Source organism: Priestia sp. TSO9, assembly GCF_021029645.1.
GTDB classification, from domain to species: Bacteria; Bacillota; Bacilli; order Bacillales; family Bacillaceae_H; genus Priestia; species Priestia megaterium_E.
Window position 1 is genome coordinate 672,616 of sequence record NZ_JAJEKD010000009.1, and the last position, 25,642, is coordinate 698,257.

Annotated in this window: 22 protein-coding genes and 2 riboswitches; of the genes, 15 read left to right on the top strand and 7 right to left on the bottom strand. The window is 38.7% G+C overall.

Annotated elements, in window-relative coordinates:
* The first annotated feature begins 84 nt into the window (after positions 1-84).
* From LJC66_RS06145 to LJC66_RS06160, 4 genes are all read left to right on the top strand, one after another.
* Complete coding sequence (locus LJC66_RS06145; RefSeq protein ID WP_230932056.1) at positions 85-1,383, top strand: NCS2 family permease; 1,299 nt, start codon at positions 85-87, stop codon at positions 1,381-1,383.
* A 174-nt stretch (positions 1,384-1,557) separates the two neighbouring features.
* Positions 1,558-1,932, top strand: a complete 375-nt coding sequence (locus tag LJC66_RS06150) for a cbb3-type cytochrome c oxidase subunit I (RefSeq protein ID WP_230932057.1) — start codon at positions 1,558-1,560, stop codon at positions 1,930-1,932.
* 204 nt (positions 1,933-2,136) lie between these two features.
* Entirely contained in the window at positions 2,137-2,400 is a 264-nt protein-coding gene (locus tag LJC66_RS06155; RefSeq protein ID WP_013055998.1) for a hypothetical protein, read from the top strand.
* A gap of 48 nt (positions 2,401-2,448) precedes the next feature.
* Positions 2,449-2,655 carry a hypothetical protein gene (locus LJC66_RS06160; protein WP_050689414.1) on the top strand — a complete coding sequence of 69 codons (207 nt, stop codon included), beginning with the start codon at positions 2,449-2,451 and terminating at the stop codon, positions 2,653-2,655.
* Positions 2,656-2,725: 70 nt separating this feature from the next.
* Here LJC66_RS06160 and LJC66_RS06165 read toward each other — a convergent pair whose 3' ends face one another.
* The 3 genes from LJC66_RS06165 to LJC66_RS06175 form a co-directional block, all read right to left on the bottom strand.
* The gene (locus LJC66_RS06165) at positions 2,726-3,523 is read right to left on the bottom strand and encodes an HAD family hydrolase (protein WP_230932058.1); all 798 of its coding nucleotides are present in this window, start codon (positions 3,521-3,523) and stop codon (positions 2,726-2,728) included.
* Between the two features lie 377 nt (positions 3,524-3,900).
* A complete protein-coding gene (gene metH, locus LJC66_RS06170) occupies positions 3,901-7,344 on the bottom strand; it encodes a methionine synthase (RefSeq protein WP_230932059.1) in 3,444 nt (1,147 codons plus the stop codon).
* Positions 7,345-9,183: a bifunctional homocysteine S-methyltransferase/methylenetetrahydrofolate reductase gene (locus LJC66_RS06175; protein WP_230932060.1), complete on the bottom strand. Its 1,839-nt coding sequence runs from the start codon at positions 9,181-9,183 to the stop codon at positions 7,345-7,347.
* Between the two features lie 107 nt (positions 9,184-9,290).
* A riboswitch (SAM riboswitch) is annotated at positions 9,291-9,397 on the bottom strand.
* 344 nt (positions 9,398-9,741) lie between these two features.
* Here LJC66_RS06175 and LJC66_RS06180 point away from each other — a divergent pair.
* From LJC66_RS06180 to ptsP, 9 genes are all read left to right on the top strand, one after another.
* Positions 9,742-10,776: a YkvI family membrane protein gene (locus LJC66_RS06180; RefSeq protein ID WP_230932061.1), complete on the top strand. Its 1,035-nt coding sequence runs from the start codon at positions 9,742-9,744 to the stop codon at positions 10,774-10,776.
* 107 nt (positions 10,777-10,883) lie between these two features.
* Positions 10,884-11,034: riboswitch (FMN riboswitch) on the top strand.
* A gap of 277 nt (positions 11,035-11,311) precedes the next feature.
* Positions 11,312-11,971 carry a riboflavin synthase gene (gene ribE / locus LJC66_RS06185; RefSeq protein ID WP_013056005.1) on the top strand — a complete coding sequence of 220 codons (660 nt, stop codon included), beginning with the start codon at positions 11,312-11,314 and terminating at the stop codon, positions 11,969-11,971.
* Positions 11,972-11,987: 16 nt separating this feature from the next.
* Positions 11,988-13,181, top strand: a complete 1,194-nt coding sequence (locus LJC66_RS06190; protein ID WP_097824380.1) for a bifunctional 3,4-dihydroxy-2-butanone-4-phosphate synthase/GTP cyclohydrolase II — start codon at positions 11,988-11,990, stop codon at positions 13,179-13,181.
* 91 nt (positions 13,182-13,272) lie between these two features.
* Entirely contained in the window at positions 13,273-13,743 is a 471-nt protein-coding gene (gene ribH, locus LJC66_RS06195) for a 6,7-dimethyl-8-ribityllumazine synthase (RefSeq protein WP_013056007.1), read from the top strand.
* A 445-nt stretch (positions 13,744-14,188) separates the two neighbouring features.
* A complete protein-coding gene (locus LJC66_RS06200; protein WP_230932062.1) occupies positions 14,189-15,061 on the top strand; it encodes a hypothetical protein in 873 nt (290 codons plus the stop codon).
* 131 nt (positions 15,062-15,192) lie between these two features.
* Positions 15,193-16,041, top strand: coding sequence for a glucose PTS transporter transcription antiterminator GlcT (gene glcT, locus LJC66_RS06205; protein WP_013056009.1), 849 nt, complete (start codon positions 15,193-15,195; stop codon positions 16,039-16,041).
* A gap of 271 nt (positions 16,042-16,312) precedes the next feature.
* Complete coding sequence (gene ptsG, locus LJC66_RS06210; RefSeq protein WP_230932063.1) at positions 16,313-18,376, top strand: glucose-specific PTS transporter subunit IIBC; 2,064 nt, start codon at positions 16,313-16,315, stop codon at positions 18,374-18,376.
* Positions 18,377-18,394: 18 nt separating this feature from the next.
* Positions 18,395-18,661: a phosphocarrier protein HPr gene (locus tag LJC66_RS06215; protein WP_013056011.1), complete on the top strand. Its 267-nt coding sequence runs from the start codon at positions 18,395-18,397 to the stop codon at positions 18,659-18,661.
* On the top strand, positions 18,661-20,382 hold the full coding sequence (ptsP, locus tag LJC66_RS06220) for a phosphoenolpyruvate--protein phosphotransferase (protein ID WP_045292764.1): 1,722 nt from the start codon (positions 18,661-18,663) through the stop codon (positions 20,380-20,382). The genes LJC66_RS06215 and ptsP overlap by 1 nt, the downstream gene beginning before the upstream one ends.
* Positions 20,383-20,423: 41 nt before the next feature.
* Here the strand turns inward: ptsP and LJC66_RS06225 are convergent, their stop codons facing one another.
* From LJC66_RS06225 to LJC66_RS06235, 3 genes are all read right to left on the bottom strand, one after another.
* The gene (locus tag LJC66_RS06225) at positions 20,424-21,110 is read right to left on the bottom strand and encodes an LrgB family protein (RefSeq protein WP_013056013.1); all 687 of its coding nucleotides are present in this window, start codon (positions 21,108-21,110) and stop codon (positions 20,424-20,426) included.
* On the bottom strand, positions 21,107-21,475 hold the full coding sequence (locus LJC66_RS06230; RefSeq protein WP_013082263.1) for a CidA/LrgA family holin-like protein: 369 nt from the start codon (positions 21,473-21,475) through the stop codon (positions 21,107-21,109). The genes LJC66_RS06225 and LJC66_RS06230 overlap by 4 nt, the downstream gene beginning before the upstream one ends.
* Positions 21,476-21,972: 497 nt before the next feature.
* Entirely contained in the window at positions 21,973-22,848 is an 876-nt protein-coding gene (locus LJC66_RS06235) for a LysR family transcriptional regulator (RefSeq protein WP_014461028.1), read from the bottom strand.
* A gap of 241 nt (positions 22,849-23,089) precedes the next feature.
* Between LJC66_RS06235 and LJC66_RS06240 the strand changes: the two genes are divergently transcribed.
* The gene (locus LJC66_RS06240) at positions 23,090-23,866 is read left to right on the top strand and encodes a hypothetical protein (RefSeq protein WP_045292759.1); all 777 of its coding nucleotides are present in this window, start codon (positions 23,090-23,092) and stop codon (positions 23,864-23,866) included.
* A gap of 139 nt (positions 23,867-24,005) precedes the next feature.
* Here the strand turns inward: LJC66_RS06240 and LJC66_RS06245 are convergent, their stop codons facing one another.
* The gene (locus LJC66_RS06245; protein WP_195695030.1) at positions 24,006-24,701 is read right to left on the bottom strand and encodes a GNAT family N-acetyltransferase; all 696 of its coding nucleotides are present in this window, start codon (positions 24,699-24,701) and stop codon (positions 24,006-24,008) included.
* A 143-nt stretch (positions 24,702-24,844) separates the two neighbouring features.
* On the opposite strand from LJC66_RS06245, the gene LJC66_RS06250 reads away from it, so the two are divergent.
* Entirely contained in the window at positions 24,845-25,630 is a 786-nt protein-coding gene (locus LJC66_RS06250) for an SDR family oxidoreductase (protein ID WP_195695029.1), read from the top strand.
* Positions 25,631-25,642: the final 12 nt, after the last annotated feature.

A 25,642-nucleotide genomic window follows, 5' to 3' on the forward strand; every position in this document is an offset into this window, starting at 1 on the left:
CAATTGTTGATTTTGCTATAATAACTTCGGTGGCATTTTTGGTCACTGGGTGGGCGAGGGATAGATGAAAAGAAGGAAATTAGATTGAACGCATTATTTGAAAAGTTGTTTCGTTTAAACGACCATCAAACAACTGTCGGAAAAGAAAGCTTAGCTGGGGTCATTTCATTTCTTTCCATCGTGTATATTATTGCTGTTAATTCAACCATTTTGTCTGATGCCGGTATTCCGCTTGAAGCAGGAATATTCGCAACAGTAGCTTCGGCTTTTGTAGGCTGTGTTATTATGGCTTTTTGGGCAAATGCGCCTCTTATTCTGGTGCCAGGTATGGGGATTAATGCATTGTTTACGTATACGATGGTTCAATCAATGGGGTTATCTTGGCAAGAAGGGTTATTGGCAGTAGTGATATCCGGCTTTCTTTTTATAGCATTAGCTTTTTCACGACTGTCTGCCAAAATTGTCTCTTCGATTCCGCATTCGCTAAAAGAAGCGATAACAGTCGGTGTTGGCTTATTTTTAACATTTATCGGTTTGCAAAAAGGGAAGCTTGTAGTTTCAAGCGAAAACACTTTTGTAGCACTTGGAGACTTGTCAGATCCGTTTGTGATCAGTACGCTGTTGACGTTAATTATCACAATCGTACTGTTTATCCGAAATGTGAAAGGTAACTTTTTGTTAAGCATGATTGCTGGATCAGTCCTTGCCTTCTTACTTGGTGTAAGAAGCGGTGCAGAAAAAGGACAGTCCGCTGGGAGCGTGAACGACTTCTTTAGCAGCTTTGGCACATTGTCGTTTGGAGCTATTGGAGACGTTGCGTTTTGGGCAGCTGTCTTTTCATTAACAATGGTATTGATTTTTGAAAATATCGGTTTGCTGCATGGTCAGCTAGGTATGATAAATCAAGATAGCAAATTTCCGCGGGCCTTTCAAGCAACAGCCGCCTCAGCTTTGCTAAGCGGCGTGTTTGGAACAAGTCCAACGGTGTCTTCTGTAGAAGGAGCATCTGGTATTGCAGCAGGAGGGCGAACGGGTTTAACATCGCTGATTACAGGAGTTTTATTTTTAAGTTCACTTCTGTTTATTCCATTTATCAAGCTGGTTCCAGATAGTGCTATTGCACCTATTCTCATTGTTATTGGAGCGTTGATGATTCAAAATATCAAAAACATCAATTTACAGGACTTAACAGAAGGTTTCCCTGCATTTTTAATTATTGCGCTTATTCCTCTTACGTACAGCATTGCTGATGGAATTGCATTTGGGTTCATTGCGTATCCACTGCTTAAATTATTCCTTGGTAAAATGCGTGAAGTATCGATGTTTATGTATGTAAGCGCGCTGTTGTTTTTCTTGAATTTTGTGCTGCATTATATTGCTTAAAATAGACAGCTGAGTACTTTTGCTCAGCTGTTTTTTGTGTTTGCGGTAAAGAATCCTCTTTTTAGATATCATACTCCGTATTTCGTGTCCTTTGGCTAATCTGCCGCTTCTAAAATGACGTTTCCTGCGTAAAGTAGTACAGAAGTCGGAGGGGGATATAAGGGGGAGAAAACGTTGGGAATTAAATTAATTAAAATATCAGCCGTTTATTTTGGAATTGGCATCGTATTGGGTTATTATATGTCAATTGTTCACAACTACGCTTTGACACCTGTTCACGTGCACATCAATTTATTAGGATGGACGTCGCTTACGTTAGCGGGAATTATTTATTATTTGTTTCCTACGTTTAGCGAAAGTAAATTAGCCAAACTGCACGTATGGTTGCATAATATAGGATTACCGGTCATGATGATTGGTTTATTTTTCATGATCGTACTAGAAAACCCAGCTTTTACACCCGTATTGGCAGCAGGAGCAACACTTACGGCTATTGGCGTTTTAATTTTCGTATATCACATCCTTAAAAATTTGAAATCTGAACGATAAACGAAGAAGGTCGGTGACGATGGCTGCTAATTTCAAAAGGAAAAAGAACCAGCTATAGCGAATATACATGTAAACAAGGTGAAAGTGTGATTTACATAAAGGTGTGCTAGGCATCTTTATAAGGAGGGGTAAGCTGCAGGGATTTCTAGCTCTTATAAAAGCCAATAAAAGGGCTGATTATAAGTTTCTTGCGGCGGAGATACTATGGGAGAACATCAACAATTAGTGCGTGTTAGGGAGCTAGCAAATGAAATTATTCGACTTCGTCTTCAAGACCGTACAACTTATGACGAATTAGAGTTGCAAAATAATGTAGAGTTGTTGTCTCGTTCTGTGGTTGACTTAGTAAACATTATGTTAGCCGAAGATGTGGATTCTTCTACGTCTTTAAAAGCTACAGCTTCTAAAATGAAAATGGTGTATAATAACATGCATCAAGCTGAGAAAAAAGATTATTTGCATTTCTAATTGCTAGGCTCCTTTTCGCCACAAACGAAATGGAGGTGTACGAGGCAGATGCTATCGTCACTAACGACTTCTGAAGCTATTGTAGCATCCGTTCTTGCACTGATTGTCATTGCCGTTTCCATTATCTTTTTTGCCACTCTTATTATGGTTGTTGTTCGACGAGAAAGAATCAGCAGCTTGGTTAATCACGGAGAGCATGCAGATGGGAAGCAAAAAAGCTTAGGTGAATTTTTTCGTTCTTTACGAAAAAAATAACTACCGTTTTCTTATTAAGTTTTCTTATTAAATAGATAAAAGCGGTCAATTTAAACGTTGACCGCTTTTTTTAGGTTGTTTGCTTATTTTTTTCTAAAACAATACGCGCTGCTTCACTAACAGATGACACAACAGCAGAGGCGTGGCGCTGAACGGCTTCAGGAGCTGTAGCCATAGCGAAACTGTTCGGCGTTAATTGAAACATAGGAATATCATTAAATGAATCCCCCACACATGCAATTTCCTCTGGTTTTAGCTGAAGATGATTTAATAAAATTTCAATGGCATTTCCTTTGCTGATATGCTTAGGCATAATATCCAAACACTGCTTGGCAGAAATATATGTATCAATATAATCACCAAACTCTTCGTTCACTTCTTTTTGCAGAGCTACCATTTCATCGTGATCTCCAAGGACCGTGATTTTAGATGGAGAAAGAGCGTGACCAAATGAATCCGTCATTTCAATTTGTTCTTGGATAGGGAAAAACATGTGATTTTCAATTGCTTCAATAATTTCATTTCGCTGCTCTACATAATTCGTGTCGTTTGAACAGACAAGCGTAATACGGTTAGGATCTATCGTTTTTTTATAAAGTTGAACTGCTAAATCATCTTCAAACACTTTTCCATGAAGTTCTTGATTTTCTTTGGTCCACACAAATCCTCCGTTTTGGCTTATGCGATGAAAAGTATTATTAATATCAGTAGAAATTTTTAAAATTTCCGTATCCATTCGTCCCGAAGCAATACAAACCTCTACTCCTTGGCGCTGAAGTTCACTAAGTGCGTCTGCATTATGCTGTTCTACGTATTTTTCTTCGTGTAAAAGAGTGCCATCTAAGTCGCTTACAAATAATTTGATCATTTCTTGAAAATTCCTTTCCCCGAAAAATTTGCTGTGATAAGAGCGTTACAAATTTATTACATTCCTTATTCTATCAGTGTTTCCCAAGAAACTCATAAAAAAAGCTCAAACCGGCTGTGAATTCAAAGAGATTAAGACATAACTACATCAATTCTTTCCGCAGGAGTCTTCGCTTTGCCCTTCAAACAGCTAGAAACAGCTACATGAAATCCAGTTCACGATCACAATGAAAAAAATCCGAACGCAGTTGATTCTCAATTAAGAATCTGAATTTACCGTTCGGATCTTTCTTCAGCTACAATCCATTTGTCGCAGCCTTTTTTTCAGGTTTGTTCACTGTAAAAAACAGCCGCTGTCTAAAAGACCGCGGCCATATTTTACAATACGTTAAAATATTTCGCTTCAGGATGTGCAAAAACAAGGGCTGTAACAGAAGCTTCTGGTTCCATCATGAAACCGTCTGTTAACTGAATGCCGATGTCTTCAGGTTTAAGTAATTTAAACAGTTTTGCTTGGTCTTCAAGGTCTGGACATGCAGGATATCCGAATGAAAAACGCTGACCTTGGTATTTGGCTGAAAAACGCTCCGCCATTGTAAAGTCAGGCGAATCAGGGAATCCCCAGCGGTCACGAATTTGCTGATGAACACGTTCTGCTAATCCTTCAGCCAGTTCAAGCGCAAGAGCTTGGAACACGTGACTCTTTAAAAATTCGCCGTTTTCTTTGAATTTCGCCGCGCGTTCGCGAATGCCTGTTCCTGCTGTTACAGAGAAGAAACATACATAGTCCATCTCTTTTTCTTTAGGCTTTGCAAAATCAGATAAGCACAGGAACTGTCCTTTTGCTTGTCGAGGGAAGGTAAAGCGTTCAATTTCTGTTTTCTCATCAGCAGGATCATAAATAATTAAATCATTTCCGTCTGCTTGAGCAGGGAAGAACTGATAAATAACCGCTGGCTTAATTAAGTTTTCTTTTAGGGCCAGTTCGAGCAGGTCATCAACGGTTTCTTTTAATTGAACAGCACGCTCGTCTTTTTCAGCAAGCAGCTTATTCACTTTTCCTTTTAGTCCTAAGTGATGGCCTAAAAGCATCTGCCAGTTAATATACGGAAGAACCTGTGCCAAATCGTAGTGTTTGACAACGTGCCGCTTTAAATCAGCCGGTACAAAAACAGGAGCGTCCGTTGAAATGGCGGATCTTTCTAAAACAGCCGTAGCTGCTTGAGTGGTTTGAGGCTGGCGTTCTCGAACCGTTACTTTCTTTTCTTGCCGCGTTTTTAAATCTGCTAAAAGCTGAATAACTTCTTCTTTATTCTGCAGCTTATTTGCTAACGCTAATCCGTCCATCGCATCTTTGGCGTAGAGGACCGCACCTTCATATTCCGGGGCAATTTTAAAGTCAGTAAATTTACGGGAAAGAGCAGCCCCTCCTACCATAATTGGAACATCAATGCTTGATTGTGTTAAATCTTGTGCAGTTAAAACCATTTGCTGAGCTGACTTTACTAGAAGACCTGACAGGCCAATGATGTCTGGCTTTTCGTCTTTTACTGCTTCAATCAGCTGCTGCGGCGTTACTTTAATCCCTAAATCAATTACTTTAAAACCATTGTTGCTTAAAATGATGTCTACTAAGTTTTTACCGATATCGTGCACGTCGCCTTTAACCGTCGCAAGAATCACTTTGCCTTTTCCAGAATCATTTTCAGTTGCTTCCATATGAGGTTCTAAAAAGGCAACGGATGCTTTCATCACTTCCGCACTTTGAAGCACTTCTGCTACAATCAGCTGGTTGTCATTAAACAAACGTCCAACTTCCGCCATCCCCTTCATAAGCGGTCCGTTAATAATATCTAAAGGATCATCATATTGAGCTAAAGCCTGTTCTAAATCAGGAAGCAATCCTTCTTTTGTACCTTCGACAATATACATTGCCAATCGTTCTTCGAGTGTTAGCGTAGAAATTTCTACTTTTGCTTCTTTCTTTTTATCACGATAAAAGTCGGTAAACGTGCTTAACGTTTCATCAGTTGTGTTAAATAATAACGCATTAGCAAGCTCAATTTCAGCTTCTGGAATAGAAGCATAGCGCTCTAATTTTTCTGTATTAACAATGGCATAATCCAGTCCAGCCTGCGTACAGTGATAAAGGTAAACCGCATTTAGTACTTCACGTCCGACTGGAGGAAGACCGAATGACACGTTACTTACGCCGAGAATGGTCAGGCAATCAGGCAGGGCTTCTTTAATCATTTTAATTCCCTTAACTGTTTCTTCAGCAGAACCAATATATTGTTCATCACCAGTCCCTACAGGAAACACAAGAGGGTCAAAAATAATATCTTTTGGATTAAATCCATGTTTTTCAACAAGCAAATCATGTGAGCGTTTAGCAATCTCTACTTTTCGTTCTGCAGTAACGGCCATGCCCGTTTCATCGATTGTACCAACAACCAGAGCTGCACCGAATTTTTTTACTAGCGGTAAGATTGCATCAAAACGCTCTTCACCATCTTCTAAGTTAATGGAGTTAATAATGACCTTACCTTGTGAGTATGTTAAAGCTTTTTCAATAACTTTCTCGTCCGTTGAATCGATTACAAGAGGAACCTTCACTTTTTTTACAACTTCTTGAATAAACTCCTCCATGTCTTCCATTTCTTCACGGTCTGGATCTGCTAAGCAAATATCAATAACGTGAGCACCATTTTTAACTTGAGCACGCGCAATTTCAGATGCTTCTTCAATTTTTCCTTCTGCAATCAGACGCTTGAACTTGCGAGAACCGATTACATTCGTACGTTCTCCCACAAAAAGAGGGCGCATAGAATCGTCATATACAAGTGGTTCAATACCGGTTACAGCATGGTTATGCTCGGAGCGATCAAGCGAACGAGGCGCAACCTCTTTTACCGCTTCAGCCAGTGCTTTAATATGAGCCGGCGTTGTACCGCAGCATCCGCCTACAAAGTTCAGCCAGCCTTTATCAGCAAACCCTTTAATTTTTTGAGCAAGCAGCTCAGGGGATTCATGATAATTGCCTTCTTCATCCGGAAGTCCAGCGTTTGGATAACAGCTAACTGCTGAAGTGGCTAGGTCTGAAAGAGAGCGAATATGATCCGTCATAAATTCAGGGCCTGTCGCGCAGTTAAGTCCGACTGAAAGAGGCTTCATGTGTTCCAGTGATAAGTAAAAAGATTCGATATCTTGACCAGCGAGAGTTGTTCCCATCGGCTCAATTGTTCCTGAAATCATAATAGGAACTTCGGTTTTTAGTTTTTCAAACGCTGCTGTAATGCCTAGAAACGCGGCTTTTACGTTCAGCATGTCTTGACAGGTTTCGACTAAAAGTAAGTCAACGCCGCCGTCTAACAAACCCCGAGCTTGCTCTTCGTACGTTTCGACTAGCTCAGGGAATGTAATACCGCCGGTAACAGAGAGTGTTTTAGTCGTAGGACCGATAGCTCCAGCTACGAACCTAGGCCATTCGGGATTTGAATATTTATCGCGGGCTGCACAAGCAAGCTTCACAGCTTCGATATTCAATTCATACGCCAAGTGACCTAAATCGTATTCATCAAGTACGGTAGATGTTGAGCCAAACGTATTGGTTTCAATGATGTCAGCACCTGCTGCAAAGTACTCTTCATGAATGCGCTGAATCACATGAGGCGCTGTTCGAGTCAAATATTCGTTGCAGCCTTCATATTCTTCGCCGCCAAAATCTTCAGCGGTTAAATCAGCATCTTGAATCATCGTTCCCATTGCTCCATCGATGACGAGTATTCGCTTCTTTAGTTGTTGTTCGATAAGTGAGCTCATTTATATCTTCCTTTCTGATGTAACAAGTTGCTTGTCATGAATATAGCGTGTTAGAATTTCGGTCATTTCATAGCGCATAAACGGCGTAATTAAGTAAATACCGTCAAAAAGCTCATATGCTGTATCAATTAAGTTTTTTGCAATCGCAAGACCTTCGACTTCACCGCGAATTCGGTCATTTCCCGTTGCGTCCATGCGTTCTAGAATATCTTCTGATAATTTAATTCCAGGTACTTCATGGTGAATAAATCGAGCGTTTCTCGCGCTTGTTAACGGCATGATCCCGATGTATACCGGTGTTGTTAAATGTTTGGTTGCTTCATATACCTCTTCAATTTGCTTAGTTGAATAGAGAGGCTGAGTAATGAAATAGTGAGCCCCGCAGTCGATTTTCTTTTCCAAACGCTGAACAGCTCGGTCTAAGTGACGCACGTTTGGGTTAAAGGCAGCTGCGATGGAAAAATTGGTTTTTTGACCAAGTGGTTTACCCGAATAAGATAGTCCTTCATTAAATTGAGCGATTAAACTAATCAAGTCAAATGAAGATAAATCGTAGACCGAAGTGGCGCCAGGGAAATCGCCAACTTTTGACGGATCACCGGTAATTGCAAGAACTTGATTCATTCCTAGCGTATGAAGTCCCATTAAATGAGATTGAAGTCCAATTAAATTTCGATCGCGACAGGTAATATGAATAAGCGGTCGTGCTTTTGTTTCTTGCTGCATCAGTGTTGCCATTGCCAAGTTGCTGATGCGAGGTGAGGCAAGAGAATTATCAGCTAATGTAATAGCATCTACGCCGACTTTATCGAGTGCTTTTGCGCCTTCTAAAAATTTCGTCGGACCCAGCTGTTTAGGCGGATCTAGCTCGACGATAACCGAGCGGCGCTTCTTCACAATTTCATGCATATGAGGTTTATCCTGCTGCTCACGCTCTTGAACCGTAACGGCTGGTCTCATTTTAACGACTTTACTTGTAATCGGAGGCAGGTCTTTTAAGGCAGATGACATTGCGCGTACGTGAGCTGGTGTTGTACCGCAGCATCCTCCAATTAAGCGAACCCCTTGTTCGCGGAATAAACGTGCGCTTTCTACAAAGTAGTCTTCATTCGTTTCATACTCCAGCTTTCCTTCCACATACGCAGGAAGGCTGGCGTTAGGGTAAGCAGATAAGAAAGCACGATCAGGAAGCGGTACTTCTTCAAGAGACTGAATCATATGGTAAGGACCTAAACGGCAGTTTAGCCCGAGAACATCTGCTCCTAAGTCTTCTAATTCTTTTAATGCATCTGCTAAAGGACGCCCATCTTGCAGTACGCCAATATCATGCAGGGAAACGTGGGTAATAATAGGCTTATCCGTTTCTTTTCTTGCCAGTGTAAGAACGGTTTTTAATTCTTCGAAATCATAGTATGTTTCAAACAAAAGGCCATCCACGCCTTCATTTAAAAGCCAAAACATTTGTTCACGAATGCTTCGTTTAACTTCTTCTAAACTAATAGCGTTTTTTTGGAAAGAACGAATTCCACCGAGTGTACCAACCACGTAAGCCTGATCTTTTGCAGCTTGTTTCGCTAATTTTACACCAGCAACATTGATGTCTTTGACTGAATCTTCTAATCCATAACGGGCAAGTTTTTGATAATTAGCAGCGTACGTATTTGTTTGAATAACGTTTGCACCAGCTTCTACATAGGCTCTGTGAATACGAGAAACCTCTTCTGGTTTGGTGATGTTTAGTTCTTCAAAACAGCTGTCAATACCGTGTGAGTAAAGGAGGGTACCAGTGGCACCATCCCCAATTAAAATTTTAGACTTTAAATCTTCAAGTAACCCCATGTCAAAACCTCCTTAAATTGTTCCGCTTCTATTTCACGAGTGATTCGTTTTATGCAATATGCCGATAAAATAGAAAAAGTCTTCTTAAGAAGAAGACTTTTTTCGCCTTCTTATCTTCCAAGCAATAAATTGCTTGCTGGATTTAGCACCATGTCTCTAACGACTGGTTGCTGAGGTTTCAAAGGGCCAGTCCCTCCACCTCTCATGATAAGAATCAATTGTATATAATTGAAACATATTTTTTTAAATAGAAAGAATACTTATTTAATAATTTATCTGATTTTTAGAAATTATACAACAGTAAATTGTGAATTTCCAGCAAATATTGAGGAAAATTTAAAAGCTAAAGGGAAAATATCCGTATATTTTGTTTGAAAATGACTATTATGTTAGGGGTTAAGGAGTTTATTGTGAGAAATACAAAAAGAAAATAAAAAAGAAAAAATAAACGAAAAGGCACAAGCGCCGGGATATGCGTAGATTTACACGTAAAAAGGCTCGTCTTTTTTTAACCGTTTCTACATATAGTGAACTATGAAGGGTAGAAGGGTGATGGGCATGAAAAGGTGGAAACTCACGCTGCAGGTTGCTGCTACGTATGTAGGCACCGTTGTAGGAGCCGGTTTTGCAACAGGCAAGGAAATCGTTCAATTTTTTACACAGTACGGGGAACTTGGAATGGTTGGAATTTTGGTCAGCGGCTTGTTTTTTATTTGGCTAGGTTCGAAAATGATGCTGCTTTCGCACGCAATAGGGGCTTCTTCTTATCAGCAGCTTAATACATATTTATTTGGTGATGTGCTTGGAAAAGCGGTAAACGGTGTAATGATTGTCATTTTATTTGGAGTAACTTCAGTCATGCTAGCGAGTACGGGAGCAATAGGAAAAGAACAGTTCGGGCTGTGGCCTCCTGTTGGGATGATTTTTACAATTGTTTTAACTTATATATTTATCGCAAGAGGAATTAACGGTATTTTAATGGTTAATTCTCTTGTTGTGCCGATGATGCTTTCATTTGCTTTTATCATCTTTGTGCCAAATATCAGCTATTTCTCACTGATTCAAACGAAGCCGGATTTAATGCTCGTCACGCAGTGGAAGTGGGCGGTTAGTCCCTTTTTATATATTTCCCTAAATCTAGCTTTGGCTCAGGCCGTTTTGGTTCCATTAGGAAGCTCCGTGAAAGATAGGAGCGTGATTAAAAAAGGGGCCGTAATAGGAGGATGTGTACTTACGTTTATGCTTGTTTCTACTCATCTTGCCCTTTCCAATTTGCCTTATTCATTTCAACTTGATATTCCGATGAGTGCCGTTGTTAAAAATATCTCAGCGTGGGTGAATGTTTTATTTACGGTAGTTGTGTTAGGGGAGATTTTTACTACATTGATTGGAAATGTATTTGGAATCGCTAAGCAGCTTCAGTCATTTCTTCCCCTGAATGACAAACAAGCTTTTGCGTTTATTATCTTGGCTTGCTTTATTATTGGGCAATTCGGATATGCCCAGCTTCTTGAGTTTTTGTATCCGATATTTGGCTATATTGGACTAGCTTTTGTATGGATGCTATGTATTAAAAAAGAAAAAATAAGCTAAAAGCTGGATTTTAAAGAATAGATGTGAAAAAACGAAGTTAAATGATGTGACAAGTCGATTTTACTTTGCTATAATGTAAAACAAATGAGACTCTAGCAGTCGAATATATTATCCTTCGGGGTCGGGTGTAAGTCCCAACCGGCGGTGATAAAGCGTATGCTTTTAAGCCCGTGACCCGTTTTCATATGATGTATGTTAGCGGTGGATCTAGTTAAAATCTAGAGCCGACAGTAAAAGTCTGGATGGGAGAAGGATCAGGAAGCACAGTTGTTTTTTTGTGTTGAATTAATAAGGGACACGCTTGCTTTTTTAAAGCTACCCTTGTTTTTGTACACAAAATATAACTGTTTATTTCGTATACAATTAGCGGAATTTTGCATAGATAAAACTGATTCAGCTCAGCCGACCCCTTGGACATTTGTTCAAGGGGCTTTTTTATTTTCAGTGGTTGGGGGAAAGATAAATATGAAAAAAAAGCAGCTGCTATTTCAAAACGGTATAAGAAGTTGGAATAGCGCCAAAGCAGGTGAAGAAAATGTTCACAGGTATCATTGAAGAAATTGGAAAAATAAAACGTATTCAAAAGGCCACAGAAGCAATTGTTCTTACGATTGATGCGAAGACCGTGTTAGAAGATGTGAACTTAGGGGACAGTATTTCAGTTAACGGCGTGTGTTTAACCGTAACGGCTTACTCTCAAAATGAATTTACGGTCGATGTCATGCCGGAGACGATTAAAGCAAGTACCCTTCAGCTTCTAACCGTTGGATCACGTGTTAACTTAGAGAGGGCGATGGCTGCAAATGGCCGGTTTGGAGGGCATTTCGTTAGCGGACACGTTGATGGAATTGGAACCATTGTCAGCAAAACACGCAAAGGAAATGCCTTTTATTATGAAATTCAAGTCGATCCTGAACTTCGTGAATTTATGATGTTAAAAGGATCTGTTTCCGTAGACGGAACAAGTCTTACTATTTTTGATGTCAGCAACCAATCATTTACTATTTCTCTTATTCCTCATACGGTGCTTCACACGGTCGTTGGAGACAAACAGCGAGGAGACAAAGTGAATATCGAATGCGATATGTTAGCTAAATATATGCATCAGATGATGACAAATAAGTCAACCCCTGGGGCCTCGAATCGTTCAGGTAACATGAAGGATTTATTGCAGCAGCATGGTTTTACAAATTAACAGTGAGGTGAAAGAGATGTTTCATAAAGTAGAAGAAGCCATTGAAGAGTTAAAAAAGGGAAAAGTGGTTATTGTATGCGATGATGAAGATCGAGAAAACGAAGGAGATTTTATTGCATTAGCCGAAAAAACGACGCCTGAGGTTATTAACTTTATGGCTACTCATGGAAGAGGATTAATTTGTACACCTGTTAATGAAGAAATTGCACATAAATTGAATCTTCACCCGATGGTAGCGAACAATACGGATGTACATGGAACAGCATTTACAGTAAGTATTGATCATATTTCAAGTACAACAGGTATCAGTGCATACGAACGCTCTGCTACCGTTATGGCTCTTGTGAATGAAGCGACGGTAGCAAGTGATTTTCAACGCCCAGGACATATTTTCCCATTGATTGCAAAAGACGGGGGCGTTCTCCAGCGTGCAGGTCATACAGAGGCTGCTGTTGATTTAGCAGTATTAGCAGGAGGAAAGCCTGCGGGTGTTATTTGTGAAATTATGAATGAAGATGGAACAATGGCACGCGTACCGGATTTAACAAAAATTGCAGAGCAATTTGATTTAAAAATGATCACAATAAAAGATTTGATTGCCTACCGCCGCAAACATGACCAGCTTATTAGCCGTGAAGTAGAAGTGAGCTTACCTACTGCATTTGGTGAGTTTAAAGCTGTAGGATATACAAATAAACTTGATAATAAAGAACATGTGGCTCTTATCAAAGGCGATATTGATCATAATAGCCCCGTTCTCGTTCGCGTTCACTCTGAGTGTTTGACTGGAGATGTGTTTGGTTCTGAACGCTGCGACTGCGGTCCTCAGCTTCACGCAGCTCTTACGCAAATTGAAGAAGAAGGACGCGGCATTCTGCTGTATATGCGTCAAGAGGGCAGAGGGATTGGCTTATTAAATAAGCTAAGAGCATATAAGCTGCAGGAAGAAGGATACGATACGGTAGAAGCGAATGAAAAACTCGGGTTTGCGGCAGATTTACGAGAGTATGGAATCGGTGCTCAAATCTTAAAAGACCTTGGAGTCAAACAAATGAAGCTTTTAACGAATAACCCTCGTAAAATTACCGGGCTAAAAGGCTACGACCTTGAAGTGGTCGAGCGAGTGCCTCTTCAAATGCCGGCAGTGGATGCTAATAAAAAATACTTAGATACAAAAGCTAAAAAATTAGGTCATTTATTACATTTATAATTTTACACTTTTTTTCGTTATAACAAGTGAAGCTAATTCATGAAAAGAAATGTAAATAACTATATATTAATACTAGCAGGAGGAACAAAAGATGAATCATTTATATGAAGGAAATTTAGTAGGCACAGGATTAAAAATTGGAATCGTGGTAGGGCGTTTTAATGAATTTATTACAGGCCGTTTACTTAGTGGAGCAGAAGATGCGCTCAAACGTCACGGCGTAGCTGATGAAGACGTAGACGTGGCTTGGGTGCCGGGCGCTTATGAAATCCCATTAATCGCCAAAAAATTAGCTGAATCTAAAAAATATGATGCAGTGATTACGCTAGGAACCGTTATTCGAGGAGCTACTCCACACTTTGATTTTGTATGTAATGAAGTAGCAAAAGGCGTTGCATCTCAAAGCTTACAAACAGGCGTGCCAATTATCTTTGGTGTATTAACGACTGAAACAATTGAGCAAGCAATTGAACGTGCAGGAACAAAAGCAGGAAATAAAGGATGGGAAGCTGCAGCATCAGCTATCGAAATGGCTAACCTTTCAAAAATGATTGAAGGATAATAGATACGATTTCAGTTTTTATAAGCTGAAGAGTTAAAAGAGGCTGAAACAAAAGTATGTTAGTTGAAGGAAGATCCGAACGATTCATCGTTCGGATCTTTTCATTAGTAGAGTGAACGTAGGTTTCATTTATATGGTGGCTTCTAACTGTAGATTAAAGTCTAAGGCAAAGACTCCTGCGGGAAAAGCGGAAGAAGTGTGACCCCGCAGAAGAAGCGTAAACGACGAGGAGGCTCAGCGGCCGCCTGCGGAAAGCCAAGTCTTGCACGGAACTCAACTGCCGTGTAAAAAGCGATTCATACTATCTCATGTATCCCGTTTGTTCGCCTTTAGATTGGATTGATGTAGTTATGTCTCAAGCTCTTTTGAATAGAAGCTAGCTATGTATAATTTGGCTAAAACGTCTTACTCTAAGTAATAATTAGGTCGTAAAAGGGAGACGTCTATGCCTCATTATACTGCTTTTTTTGCATTGATTATTATCAGCACAGCCGTTTTGCTTACAGTATTCATACGTAAAAAAGATAAAAAGCTAGTCGTTTTGCTTTTTTTTATCATTGGAATGGCTTATGTACTAGAATATGTTGTATTTGTGTTGTTTGAAAGTTACGATTACGATCCTGATTTTATGACTAATGAATACTTTGATAATTTGTTCGGGTCCTTAACTTCTCAAGCGTTTGCTTTTCCAATCATGGCTATGGTGGTAGCTGCTTATCAATTAAAATTTCGCTATATTTTAATTATTTCAGCTATGTTTATGGGGATTGAAGAATTATTTTTACACTGGGATATTTATACACATCACTGGTGGAAAACAGTCTATACAGGCGCTTTAATGACTATAGGCTTTAGCATTTCAAAGATTTGGTATGTATGGCTAACAGAACGCTATATGACATTTGTGCATTACGCTACATTTTTTCTCGGGATGCTCGCCATTACTTCTACTATTATGTTTATGCTGTTAGCATGTTTTCATAATAATTGGTTTTATACAGGATGGTTTGCGTCGGCTACTCATGATTCCGTAAATGCAACGATGATTTACGTTTGTGTTGTTACGATTCTCCTCGTTTGGAGTGTAGCCAAAGAATTTTTTGTTGGAGCTGCAATGATTATAGCGGGGCTGCGTATAGTAGATATTTTACTGATTCACTATGGGGTTTTGCTGGTATCTATTACCACTTCACTTGTTCTTTTTACGCTTCTACAAGCGGGTGCATTCATTCTGAGCGTTATGCTTCAAAACTTTATTATGAAAAATTGTTATGGGACGAGCAAAAAAGACGTTGCGTTTCCAGCGAAGAACTACTAAGATAATACGTAACTCAAATAGTTTAGTTCAATAATATTTGAAACAAAGAAAAATGAATTGACGGTTATGCGTATTATTTGTAAGATAGGAAAGCAAATAATAGAAAGCCGAAACAGGGGAGTGAAGGATTCGTGAAAGAGTCCTTTTTTGTAGAAAAGGTACTTAATAATAATGTATTAATTGCTAAACACCTTACCTATGATGAAGTTGTGCTAATTGGGAAAGGAATAGGGTTCAATAAGAAAAAAGGCGATGAAATCGATGCAAAAGCCGTGGAGAAAATGTTTTTGTTAAAGAGTGAAGAAGAGCAAGAACAGTACAAGCAGCTTTTAGCGCAAGTGGATGAAGACGTGATTGAAATGATGAATGATATTGTAACGCACATTCAAAAGCGTGTTAACATTCCTTTGAATGAGCATATACACATTTCATTGACGGATCATATCGCGTTTGCGATAAAACGTTTTCAGCAGGGAATGGGGCTTAAAAATCCATTTTTACTTGAAACAAAAGCTTTATATCCAGAGGAATATACGATTGCGTCTGAAGTGGTAGAAATTATTAGTCGCAAAATAGGCGTGCAGCTTCCAGTAGGAGAGATTGGTTTTATTGCGCTTCATATCCACAGTGCGCTGACTGAAAAAAACCTGCTTGAAGTGAATCAAGACTCGCAGCTTATTCAAACGATTATTAATGTGATTGAAGAATCGCTTCATCTGCAGGTAGACAAAGAATCTGTGCACTATATGAGGTTGATTCGTCATTTGCATTTTGCGATTGATCGAGTAAAAACAGGAGAAAAAATAGAAGAGCCAAAAAAAATTGCTTTGCTATTGAAAGAAGAATATCCCCTGTGTTACAATGTGTCTTGGAAAGTGATAAAAGTAATGCAGCAAGCGTTACATTTACCTGTGTATGAAGCAGAAGCCGTTTACTTAACGATGCATCTGCAGCGACTTATAACAAAAACGGATTTATAAAATCATTTCAATACGTGTTACTGATACGATCAGGCATGAGTGAGAAATGAAGCGATGTGTAATTGGATGAGTGTATCCATTTATCGTTTCTTTTTCCTCATGCCTTTTTTTGTTATAAGAAAGCGCAATCATTTAAAGCTTAGGCTTCAGGACACCAGGAGATGTAATGAATTTTCTAGTTAAAGAAAACGTTTTATGAAAGCGCGTTAATGATTCACGTATCAAATAAATAGCTTGTTGCACACTAAGTATATAAAAGGGGGTAAACGCCATGTTCAAAAAGCTTTTTGGCGTCTTACAAAAAGTTGGTAAAGCACTTATGCTACCGGTTGCGATTTTACCGGCAGCAGGTATTTTATTAGGCTTCGGTACAGCGTTTCAAAATGAAACATTATTAGACTTATTACCAGCCTTAAATGCAGATTGGTTCCAGCTCATTGCTCACGTAATGGCTAATGCCGGCGACATTATTTTTGGTAATTTACCGCTATTGTTTGCCGTTGGGGTAGCCGTTGGATTAGCTGGCGGTGATGGAGTAGCAGGAATTGCGGCCATTGTTGGTTATTTAATTATGAACGTAACAATGGGTACAGTAAAAGGGTTAGATACATTAGACGCAGTAGAATTTAGCAAGTTATTGAAGGAAAGCCCAGCATATGCAAGTGTACTAGGTATTCATACACTGCAAACGGGAGTATTCGGTGGTATTATCATCGGGGTACTTGCAGCTTCAATGTATAATCGATTCTTTAATATTGATTTACCAGCATATTTAGGTTTCTTTGCTGGAAAACGTTTTGTTCCAATTGTAACTGGAGTTTCAGCTATTATCGTAGGGTTAGTTATGGTAGTAGTATGGCCAGTAATTCAAAGTGGTCTGAACACTTTCTCAACAAATATGATTGATTCAAACTTAACCTTATCAGCATTTATCTTTGGGTTAATTGAACGTTCATTAATTCCATTTGGGCTACATCATATTTTCTATTCACCTTTCTGGTTTGAATTTGGGCAATATGTAGATAAAGCAGGTAATGTGGTTCATGGGGATCAACGTATTTTCTTTGCACAATTAAAAGATGGCGTGCCTTTAACAGCAGGAACATTCCAAGTTGGTAAATTCCCGTTCATGATGTTCGGATTACCAGCAGCAGCTCTTGCAATTTATCACGAAGCTCGTCCTGAAAACAAAAAATATGTAGCTGGTATCATGGGTTCAGCTGCTTTAACATCTTTCTTAACGGGTATTACAGAGCCGCTTGAGTTCTCATTCTTATTCGTAGCGCCAATACTATTTGCAATCCACGCAGTATTTGCTGGTTTGTCGTTTATGGTTATGCAATTATTAAATGTTAAAATCGGTATGACGTTCTCCGGGGGAGTCATTGACTACATTCTATTCGGGGTTCTACAAAACCGTACAGCATGGTGGCTAGTTATTCCAGTAGGTTTAGTTCTAGCAGTTATCTACTACTTCGGTTTCCGCTTTGCAATCCGTAAATTTAACTTAAAAACACCGGGACGCGAAGATAAAGAAGAAGGTGCAGATGATGAGAAAGTAGAAGCAGCAGAGCTTCCAACAAATGTTTTAGCTGCACTTGGCGGTAGAGAAAATATTACACATTTAGATGCTTGTATTACGCGTTTACGTGTTTCAGTAGATGATGTGGGTCACGTTGATAAAGACCGCTTGAAAAAACTTGGAGCAGCTGGTGTTCTTGAAGTTGGTAACAATATTCAAGCTATTTTCGGTCCGAAATCTGACACGTTAAAAGGTCAAATTCAAGACATTATGAATGGCAAAACGCCGGTTGTCACAAAAGAAGAGACAAAAACAATTGAAAAACCTGTTGCAACATCTGAAGTAGGAAGCGATAATGGTAATGATATTGTTTCACCGATTGAGGGAGAATTGGTACCTTTATCGGAAGTACCAGATCAGGTATTTTCACAAAAACTAATGGGTGACGGTTTTGCAATTATTCCGAAAACAGGCACAGTAGTTGCACCAGTGGACGGAAAAATAGTAAACTTATTCCCGACGAAACATGCTTTAGGTATTGAATCAACGACTGGACGTGAAATTTTAATTCACGTTGGTATTGATACAGTTAATTTAAAAGGCGAAGGTTTTGAAGCTTTAGTTGCCCAAGGCGATGAAGTGAAAAAAGGACAGCCTCTATTGAAAATTGATTTAGACTTTGTAAAAGAAAATGCGCCATCGACGATTACGCCGATCATTTTCACGAATTTACAAGCTGATGAAAAAATTGATATCTTAAAGCAGGGCCAAGTTTCTCAACAAGAAGCAAATATTATTAACATTTCAAAGTAAAAAGGAGATTGATTTAACATGGCACAAAAAACATTTACAGTAACAGCAGACTCAGGAATTCACGCACGTCCAGCAACAACTTTAGTACAAGCAGCAAGCAAATTTGATTCTGATATCAACTTAGAATTCAACGGTAAAACTGTAAACTTAAAATCAATCATGGGCGTTATGTCTTTAGGTATTCAAAAAGGCGCTACAATCACTATCTCTGCAGAAGGTTCTGACGAAGCAGATGCACTTGCTGCTCTTGAAGATACAATGAGCAAAGAAGGATTAGGCGAATAATGACAAAGGAAATTCAAGGCATTGCCGCTTCTAGCGGCATTGCTATTGCTAAAGCATTTCGTCTAGAAAATCCAGAATTAACCGTTGAAAAAAAATCAGTAACTGAAGTTGAAGCAGAAGTAGCACGTCTAGAAGCTGCGCTAGAAAAGTCAAAATCAGAACTTGAAATTATTAGAGAGCACGCTCGTAAAGAACTTGGAGATGACAAAGCAGAAATCTTTGAAGCTCACTTATTAGTTCTAAGCGATCCTGAACTTATTAATCCAATTAAAGATAAAATTACAAATGAAAATGTAAACGCTGAACATGCACTTGATGAAGTAGCGGCAATGTTTATTAATATGTTTGAGTCAATGGACAATGAATATATGAAAGAACGTGCTGCTGATATCCGTGACGTAACAAAACGTGTATTAGCTCATCTTTTAGGTGTAAACGTTTCAAATCCAAGCTTAATTTCAGAAGAAGTTGTCATTATCGCAGAAGATTTAACGCCGTCTGATACAGCACAGTTAAATCGTAAGTTCGTAAAAGGATTTACAACAGATATTGGCGGACGTACTTCTCACTCAGCAATTATGGCGCGTTCAATGGAGATTCCAGCTGTTGTAGGTACAAAAACAGTTATGGAAGACATTCAAAACGGCGTATTAGTAATTGTTGATGGTTTAGATGGCGAAGTTATCGTTGATCCAAGCGAAGAAACAGTAAAAGCTTACGAGAAAAAAGCCGCTGAGTATGCAGAACAAAAAGCTGAGTGGGCTAAGCTTGTAAATGAAAAAACGGTTTCAGCTGATGATCATCACGTTGAACTTGCAGCTAACATTGGTACACCAGAAGATGTAAAAGGCGTATTAGAAAACGGCGGGGAAGGCGTTGGCCTTTATCGTACAGAATTCTTATATATGGGCCGCGAAGAGCTTCCGACAGAAGAAGAGCAGTTTACTTCTTATAAAACAGTTCTTGAACGTATGGAAGGTAAACCAGTGGTTGTTCGTACTCTTGACATTGGTGGAGACAAAGAGCTTCCTTATTTAAATCTACCAAAAGAAATGAACCCATTCTTAGGATTCCGTGCTATTCGCTTATGTCTAGAGATGCAAGACATGTTCCGTACACAGCTTCGTGCGCTTCTACGTGCAAGCGTATACGGTAATCTGAAAATTATGTTTCCTATGATTGCTACTGTTGATGAGTTCCGTCAAGCAAAAGCTATTCTTTTAGAAGAAAAAGCTAAACTTCAACAAGAAGGCGTACAAGTTTCGGAAGACATCGAAGTAGGGATGATGGTAGAGATTCCTTCCTCAGCGGTAATCGCAGATTTATTTGCTAAAGAAGTAGATTTCTTCTCTATCGGAACAAACGATTTAATTCAATACACGCTTGCAGCTGACCGCATGAATGAGCGCGTGTCTTATTTATATCAACCGTATAACCCAGCGATTCTTCGCTTGGTGAATATGGTAATCAAAGCGGCTCACAAAGAAGGTAAATGGGTAGGCATGTGCGGAGAGATGGCAGGAGATGAGATTGCAATCCCAATTCTTTTAGGTTTAGGCTTAGATGAATTCTCAATGAGTGCAACATCTATTCTGAAAGCTCGTTCTCAAATCCGTCAATTATCAAAAGCTGATATCGAACCTCATTTAGATACAATTCTATCAATGTCTTCTACGGAAGAAGTTATTGAGTTCGTAAAATCAACTTTTCATATTGGATAATAAAAAGGTGTGATCATATATGATCACACCTTTTTTATCTTTTAAGCGAAAATAGTAGGCAGAAGCATATTCGCAAACAGCATTGTAAGAAGTGCTGCTACGATCATGCCAAGGCTAGAAAAAGTACCTTCAATTTTTCCAAATTCAAAAGCTCTTGCTGTACCTGTCCCATGAGAAGCTACTCCTAAAAGAAGACCTCTTGCCAAAGAAGAGTGCAGTGCGAGGAGCTTAATCAGTTTTGGAGCGACCATACATCCTACTACACCGGTTATAATCACAAACATAATGGTGATATTTGGATCTCCTCCTAGCGTCTGAGATACATTCACGGCAATAGGAATCGTAACCGATCTTGGAATCAAGCTATGAACCAGCGTTGATTGTAAATGAAACACTAATGCTAACAGCATGGAAGATATCATGGCAGCAAACGTGCCGAGCCCTACGCTTAAGCTGATTTCAACACGATGTTTTTTGAGTAAATCAAAATACTTAAACATAGGAACAGCAAAAGCAACGGTTGCTGGTCCTAGCATAAAGCTAATAGCACTGGCACCTTGCTTATAATGATCATAAGAGCCATTCGTTACTAATAAGATGCCAATTAAAAGAATGGGGGCTAGTAAAATAGGGGAAACTAGCATAGACTTATATTTTTTATAGAGCACTTTTGTGCCGACATAAACGAGCAGTGTAAGCGGAAGAGCAATCCATGTGAGTAATGTCATTTTAGCGAACCTTCCTTTCTTCTTGAAATATGTTCTGCAATGATTCCCGTTATAGACATCACAATAATTGTACTGATTGTGATAATAATCACAATCTGGATTCCAAAATGCATCAATACATCTCCATAATTGATGAGTCCAACGACGGCTGGTATGAAAAATAATAATAGTTCTCCCACTAACAGTGTTCCACCTTGTTCAACCCAGCTTAATTTAATTACTTTAAAGTACAGTAAGAAAAACAGTAAGAAAAATCCGATGATACTACCTGGCACTGGGAGGTCAAACCACTGTGAAATACTTTCTCCTATTAAAAACAGAGCCGTTAGTAATAAAATCTGTAAAATCACCATAATCAATTTCATGATTAGCCTCCTTTATTTATGTTTTTATTCATTCATTCCTAGTTTGTTGAGACAATAATGGAGTCGTCTATGCTGAAAAGACGACTCCATCATGGGAAAAGAGAAACTATTTGGATTTTGCAAATGGGGATACAACTTAAGTAAATGAATGCTACATACTTATCTTACAAAAAAACGACTATAATATGAAATATATAATAACTATGATAACTATTCTTTTTAGTTATAGTTGAAAGAAATCTCTTTACAAATGCGTTGGTAACCTTTTCAAAAAAGAGTTTGTGAAATATAAGGTGCAATTATTTAATAAAAGGCAATCAAAAAAAGAGATGGAGACATGCCTAAATTAATTCCATCTCAAAACGAACCAATAGGATAAATGATTTAGTATGAATGACTTGTTACACCGCCATGAAAAAAATCCGAACGAGTTTGATTTTCTATCAAGAATCAAACTCATTCGAATTTTTAATTAAACTACTTTTGTCTCAGCTTTGTTAAACTGTACTTTTAATATAATCAATAAAAGCCTGTGTAGCATAAGAGATATAGCGATCTTTTTTAACGATTAAAGCAATTTCCCATGGAATAGCATTCTCGAGATTAATTACTTTCATATGCTCCAAATCAAGCTTTTCACATAATGAATAAGGGAAAAGAGCAATGCCGAGATTAGCAGCTACCAGCTCTCCAATGAAGTCCCACTGAGAGCTTTTAAAAGCAATATTAGGTGTAAATCCATTTTTTAAACATTCGTTATAGACCATTTCATGCATGGTGAAGTCTTCATGAAAGGAAATAAGCGTTTCGTCTTTTAACTCTTTTAATGAAATCGTAGAATGCTGAGCCAACGGATGAGATTTATGCACAACAAGCTGCAGTGTTTCTCGAGCTAAAGGAGTCGTAAAAAACATGTTTTCATCAACTGGAAGTAAAACTACGCCCACATCCACTTCTCCTTGTTCCACAAATTTTTGCATTCTTTTAGCTCCATATTCCACTAATTGAATATGAATCTCAGGGTATTGCTCTCGAAATGCTTTAATGATAGTAGGAAAAAACAATGTACCAATAATAGGGGGAATACCTATTTTGATGGTTCCTCTTTTTAAATGCATTAAATCATAGAGGGAATCCGATAAATCTCGGAGAGAAGATAAAATGCTTTCAGCTTGCTCGTACACGATTATTCCTGCATCGGTAAGCTGAACTTGTTTGCCAGCGCGATCAAACAAAGGGGTGCCGAGCTCTTCTTCTAATGATTTAACCATTTTACTGAGAGAAGGTTGAGAAATATGCAGGGCTTCAGAAGCTCTTGTGAAATTTTTATGTTTAGCCACTTCTGTTAAATAATGCAAATGGCGGACATCCATTTTGTATACCTCCGTGTTTATACATGCTAATTAATAAGATACACACATTCTACCACATTCACAATCAGCTCTATACCTTTCTTTTCTATCAAATAAAATGATCAGTAGAAGAGGCAGTGAATACAAAAGAAATTGCCAACAATATATATTTACACATTGTTTATTTTAGAAGTATAATATATAAATCAGTAGAACGGTTACATATCGATCACAGAATCAATCAATAAGGTGGTTAGAACGGTTGAGTAAAGCAGATGAAATAAGAGATATCGTTTATATTAATGGCCATGTAAATAAAAAATGCTTTATTACATATGGAATTGAATTTAAAGAGTTTTATCATTCCCTTCCTACGCCGCTTGCAAATATATTATTGTTAAAGCATGGTTTTGAAGACAGTGATTACCACTACCAAACCCATATGGACTACGTAGAAGAAGAACAAATTCATCTTTTAGCAGAAGATGATGTTTATAATTATGGTGACTTTTGTTGGATTGATTTTGAGGATATATCTTCGTTGGATTTGTTAGAACCTCAAGATATTGCAGCGCTGCTGTATTTAGGTCATTTAAAAAAACCGCTCAATTCACCATTTAATAATAAACTCGGTAATCAATTTGTTTATTTAGCTCATGATGATGGATTTTATAACAAAATCTATTTTCGAGATGTATATGATATGAAGCATATTTTAAGCCGAATCATTCCGTTAAAAATGTCAGAAATTAAGCAAAAAAGATTTGTATTTAGAAGGAAGAAGTTAGAGTATCCAATATTGCCGCTCGTGTTAGCAAATACGCTTCTTACTTTAACGAATGACGGTTTGTTTATTGATTTCGAACATATGGTTCAATCCCGTAAAGATATTAAAATTCCTTTGTATACAATCGGTGATTTTGACGATATGAATGAAATGTATAACGATCGGTTTGAGCACAAAGAGATGAGTAAATTGCAGGCGCATCTTGTTCTCACTCATAAAGAACTAGAGTGGAGCATTGAAGAAGTTCAATAATCTAAAAAGAGGTTGAGACATAACGAAATGAACCCAATCAACTGCTAGAAGGAACGAAACAGATAAAACTATATTCACCATCACAAAAAAACGAACCACTAATCAAACATGTTGATTAATGGTTCGTTTTTTACTTGGGCTAAAATACCTTTGTCCCAGCCTCTTTTTGAATAGCCGTATAAAATGGATTTTTCCATTCCATTAGTACGGCGTAGTTGTGTGAATCTTCATCTTCAATATAGTTTGCTGCGAGACCAATAGGCGTTCTGCCACAGCGCATTAAAAAGGTCATAACCGGGTCGTAGAGAGTTCCGGCTGATACAAGGTTCATGTATTCAACGGGCGTGTATAAGGAAGACACTGATGCGTATCCAGGGATGCGGCATCCGCCGAGCAGCCTTTCTAACTTGTAGTGAATCACGACTTCATATAAAGACTGCAAAAGAAGCTTCCCAAGCCCCATCGATCGATGCGAAGGAGTGACGCATACGTCCACTACATAAAGCGTATTACCAGAAGGGTCGTGCGTATGAATATATCCGCTTCCTGTTACTTCATCCCATGTGTGAGCCGCATTTCCTTCCACTGAAACAATCGTGCTTGTGATAGATCCGCATATTGTTCCGTCTATCTCCACGCATAGCGCTCCATCGGGAAAAAGGGAAACATGGTTATTTAACTGATCTTTGCTCCATAATAATTCAGAAGGGAAAGGAGGGGGAAAACTTTCTTCTTGAATCCGAATCAACTCATCGAAGTCGCTTGATGTATATGATCGTAATGTACATGTTACAGGCTTATTTTGATGAAAGACAAAGCATTGCTTTTTATACACTGCTTTTTTGCCTCCTTTAGAAAAAATTTTCAGATAATTAAGTATACCATATGGAAAAAAGAAACTATTTCATATTTATTGAAGAATTTGACGAGAACGTGATAAAGTTAAAAAGATTCGAACTATTAGACGAGGTGAAAGAAATGGATGTTGAATTAAAAGGAAAAACAGCGCTTGTATTTGCGGCCAGCCAAGGGCTTGGTAAAGCGATTGCTGCCAGACTTGCTGAAGAAGGCGCAAACGTTATGATTGCAAGTCGCTCAGAAGAGAAACTAATTCAAGTAGCAGAAGAGATTTCATATCTTGGAAGCGGACAAGTGTTACATAAAACGGCAGATGTCACGAAAACTCAAGACATTCAAGATGTTATTCAATATACAGTAGATAAGTTTGGAACCATTGATATTTTAATTAATAATACAGGAGGTCCTAAAGCTGGGAACTTCCTTTCGTTAACAGATGATGATTGGAAGCATGCATTTGAGTTAAATCTCCTCAGCTATATTCGTATTATCCGTGAGGTAGTGCCCGTTATGAAAAAGGGCGGAGGACGTATTGTCAATATTGCTTCTTCTTCCATTAAAGAGCCAATCCCTGGGCTGATTCTATCCAATACATTCCGTACAGGAATTGTAGGGCTCACCAAAACCCTTGCTTCAGAGTTGGCAGAGGACGGTATCTTAATCAACACGGTTGCGCCAGGAAGAATTGCAACAGACCGAGTGAAAGAGCTAGATACCATTCGTGCTGAAAAATTGGGAGTAGGCGTTTCAGAAATTGAAGAAGAGATGAGAAACCAAATTCCTCTTAAGCGCTACGGTCAGCCTGAAGAGTTTGCTAAAGCCGTTGCTTTCTTTGTCTCAGGAGCGAATTCATATATGACGGGCCAGTCATTTCTAATCGACGGAGGCATGGTTAAATCCATTTAGTTACATAGAAAA